The 3189-nt window shown below is 34.7% G+C and carries 6 protein-coding genes; 5 read left to right on the plus strand and 1 reads right to left on the minus strand.

Annotated features, from left to right (window positions below; genetic code table 11):
• Together AC1DUA_RS33705 and AC1DUA_RS33710 are read left to right on the plus strand one after the other, a co-directional pair.
• Positions 1–794, plus strand: a 794-nt coding sequence (locus AC1DUA_RS33705) for a pentapeptide repeat-containing protein (RefSeq protein WP_477503885.1), incomplete at its 5' end; no start/stop codon positions are given.
• Positions 788–1369, plus strand: coding sequence for a hypothetical protein (locus AC1DUA_RS33710; protein WP_477503886.1), 582 nt, complete (start codon positions 788–790; stop codon positions 1367–1369). The genes AC1DUA_RS33705 and AC1DUA_RS33710, both read left to right, overlap by 7 nt.
• Positions 1370–1446: 77 nt before the next feature.
• On the opposite strand, the gene AC1DUA_RS33715 is transcribed toward AC1DUA_RS33710, so the two are convergent.
• On the minus strand, positions 1447–1788 hold the full coding sequence (locus AC1DUA_RS33715) for a helix-turn-helix domain-containing protein (RefSeq protein ID WP_477503887.1): 342 nt from the start codon (positions 1786–1788) through the stop codon (positions 1447–1449).
• A 149-nt stretch (positions 1789–1937) separates the two neighbouring features.
• Here AC1DUA_RS33715 and AC1DUA_RS33720 point away from each other — a divergent pair, with 149 nt between their 5' ends.
• The 3 genes from AC1DUA_RS33720 to AC1DUA_RS33730 all read left to right on the plus strand — a co-directional run bounded on the left by AC1DUA_RS33720 (position 1938) and on the right by AC1DUA_RS33730 (position 3040).
• Positions 1938–2171: a hypothetical protein gene (locus AC1DUA_RS33720; protein WP_477503888.1), complete on the plus strand. Its 234-nt coding sequence runs from the start codon at positions 1938–1940 to the stop codon at positions 2169–2171.
• 18 nt (positions 2172–2189) lie between these two features.
• Positions 2190–2393, plus strand: a complete 204-nt coding sequence (locus AC1DUA_RS33725; RefSeq protein ID WP_477503889.1) for a helix-turn-helix domain-containing protein — start codon at positions 2190–2192, stop codon at positions 2391–2393.
• 140 nt (positions 2394–2533) lie between these two features.
• The gene (locus AC1DUA_RS33730; RefSeq protein ID WP_477503890.1) at positions 2534–3040 is read left to right on the plus strand and encodes a helix-turn-helix domain-containing protein; all 507 of its coding nucleotides are present in this window, start codon (positions 2534–2536) and stop codon (positions 3038–3040) included.
• Positions 3041–3189 lie beyond the last annotated feature (149 nt).

Below are 3189 nucleotides of genomic sequence, written 5' to 3' on the forward strand. Positions count from 1 at the left end.
GTATAGAATACTTAGCACAAACCGTAGGTAAAATGCCTTTTTCAAAAGCTATCCTTGATATAATAGTGAATATAATTCCATTAGATGAGATCGAAACCCAATTGAAATTATTATCAATACTTGACTTATGTAAAGAGAAAAGTTTTGAAGAGATTAACTATTTAACAAATAATATTATCTTACTATTAATTAATTATCGAAAAGATTTTTTTGAAAATAAGGATCTTTCAAACTTATCACTAAGAAATTTCTCAATTCCTGAAATTTTTTATGAAAGAGATTATGAGATAAAGATTGCGAGATATCCATTCGAAGAATGCTATGGAGTGTTTAATGGAACCAATTTTGAAAACTCGGATTTACAAAATGTTGATTTTGGTCTAGTTAGTTTTAATGAAGTAGAACCGCGTTTCAGAAAAGCATCTTTCAGAAACACTAATTTAAAAGGTTTCAGGTTCTATTCGTCACAAGTGGATGATTTTGTAATTAATAATAAAAATAATACAATTGTTGTAGGATCTTCACACGAGCTGCTTTTACTAGACATTGATACATTTAATGTAATTGAACGAGTTTCTGACTCCTCGTGGCATGTAGCTATTTCTCCAGATGGTAAACACTTCGTCCATTCTGGATGGGGGGAAATAAAAATTAGAGATATTGAAACTCTTTCTATTGTCAAGGTATTTACAACTTCTCAAAATAATAATTCCGGTATAAATAATAATATTTGGACAGGAAGCTTTCAATATTCAAAACGTTCAAATTTACTATATGCGAAAAGTACTTGGTAACTTCAGGATTTGGTGGGTTTGTTCTTTGGAATACCGAAGATAAGGAAATTATTTTTAAAGAGATAACAGAAACGAAAAAAAATAAAATACGTAGTTATTTCAATGCGATATGTCACCCGAACAGAAATGAAATAGTAATATTAGAGGAAGCAAGAATAAGATTGTATGACATTAATCTAAATGTTTTTAATAATGAAATAAGTTTTGAAGAAGAAAAAGAATTTAGCTGTTTGACTTTTTCACAGAATGGAGAATTGTTATATTTGGCAAATTCTGAAAAAATTCAAGTAATAAATTACTTAACTTTTGAAGTGATAGATTTAATTGTTTTAGAAAATCACTTTAATTTCAAAGAATTCAGTGGCGGCTTGGAAAAAATATTATTAAATGAATCCGGGGAAGTTATGTATTTATTAATGGGACATAATCTTTATTCTATCAATCTTAATGATTTAAAAATGCTGAACTGTTACTTACATTTTGATAACTATTCTGAAACCTACTTTACTAATACAACTAATTTAGAAAATGATACAAAAATGCATTTAATTCAGAATGGCGCTATCTTTGAATAAAGACTAACTTACTTTCTTACTCTATAATATCCTGAAAAACAAATAACAAGATAGCACCAGGTATAGGTGCTATCTTGTTATTTGTTTTTATTCAAACCCTTCCTATAAGCCTCAACAGCAGCCTGTGCCGCGGCACGGGCTATCTCTAATTCATCCTCAGTGTATTGATCAGCGCCACCGAAGAAGGCGCGGCCAGTCGAGTTGCTTCCACTTTGTTTCAAATCCTGACCAGTTAGCCAATCGACTGAAACCTCATAAAGGGATGCAAGAGTCTTTAGTGTAGCTATGTCTGGCTCACTACCACCATTTTCATATCTACTTAGTGTTTTATTGTTAATTTTTGTGCGTTCATATACCTGTATCTGATTTAAATTTTTACGTTCTCTAGCTTCTTTCAATCGATCTCCAAGAGAAGACATTATCTTCCCTCCTTCTGAGAAAATAATAACATAATACTCATTTTCAGAGAAAGTATTCTCAAATTTAGAGAAAATAATCTTGACTTCTCATTAAATGAGAATTAATATAAGGATATAAGTTCTCATTAAATGAGAAAGGGGTGAATCAAATGTCTGTAGTAGAGCGGATTAGAAAATACATTGATTCCAATGGTATGAGAATGAACTTTGTTGCAAATCGTTCTGAAATTAAAGCTAAGAGATTTTATAGGATTATTAATGGAATCGCCTCAATGAGCATCGAAGAATATGTTTTAGTTTGTACTAAAGGTTTATCTTTAAATCCAAGTTATTTTTTTGTGGAAAAATTCTCAGAAAATGAGAATAAGTCCGTTTCAGCATAAATAAAGGGAGGTGATCACATGGACCAACAAGTCGAACGCAAAACCCTAACGGTCGACGAAATCGCATCTTACCTAGGTGTACATCGCGATTCGATCTACACGATGGTACGAAAAAAAGAAATCCCACACTTCAAAGTCGGTGCTCGCATCCTATTCCGGATGGAGACAATCGAAAGCTGGATGAAGCAGCAAGAGAGCCAGAATAATCGCATTGCTCAATAAAATCCGCTGACGGGGAAAGGTGTCAGCGGCTGCGGAGGGGAGATGGAACAACGATCATCCGTTAATTTCATCTTAAGTTGCTACTGTGTCACAAATCTATATCAGTTACGTGCTGATTTGCCACATTAATCCGAAAGGTGGTGATAACAATCGCAATTGGAAAAGCAATTCAAGCATTCCGAAGAGAAAAGAATTTAACTCAAGAAGAACTTGCTAATCAAATTCCAATTGATCGTACAACGCTAGCTCGCATTGAAAATGGAGAACGCCCATTACCAAGCGGCTTTGATACGGTTGTATCTGGTCTATCTTGGAAACTAGCTCTTGAGATTGCGGATGAGCGAACGGGTGGGTACATCTCCAACATCTTAGAGGATGTTCCAAATCTTGATTTACATCCTGCAGCACTTAAAGACTTATTACTTAAGCAACTTGCCGAAGCAGGGACAGCATTGGAGAGGCTTTCGATGTCAAAACACATTTCCCCTGGAAAACGAAAAGAGAGTGCTGAGAAAGTTTGGCAAGAAATCAGAGACGTTATTGAGACTGCAAACGTCATGCAAGGAGTGCTTGAGGATGAGTTCGGGTTAGATCGTAAGCGAATGATTCAAAAGCATGAGATGGAAATCAAGAAAGGTGACCGGTGAACTAGGAGGGGATAATTTGTCACTAATTCTTGTAAGTAAGGATGTCGGTACATATGCGCATCTTAGCAAGTTGTATTCGTATCTCGTAGCGATGCAAACTAATCCAGGTTATTTCCATAAGGAAGTCAAGCCGGCCGCGGAAGATTGGG

The sequence above is a fragment of the Paenibacillus sp. 01T422 genome (assembly GCF_056398785.1).

Excerpts from the sequence above, each read along its gene's own strand:
- AC1DUA_RS33715 (WP_477503887.1), bottom strand. The coding sequence starts at position 1,788 with ATGTCTTCTCTTGGAGATCGATTGAAAGAAGCTAGAGAACGTAAAAAT.
- AC1DUA_RS33720 (WP_477503888.1), top strand. The coding sequence starts at position 1,938 with ATGTCTGTAGTAGAGCGGATTAGAAAATACATTGATTCCAATGGTATG.
- AC1DUA_RS33725 (WP_477503889.1), top strand. The coding sequence starts at position 2,190 with ATGGACCAACAAGTCGAACGCAAAACCCTAACGGTCGACGAAATCGCA.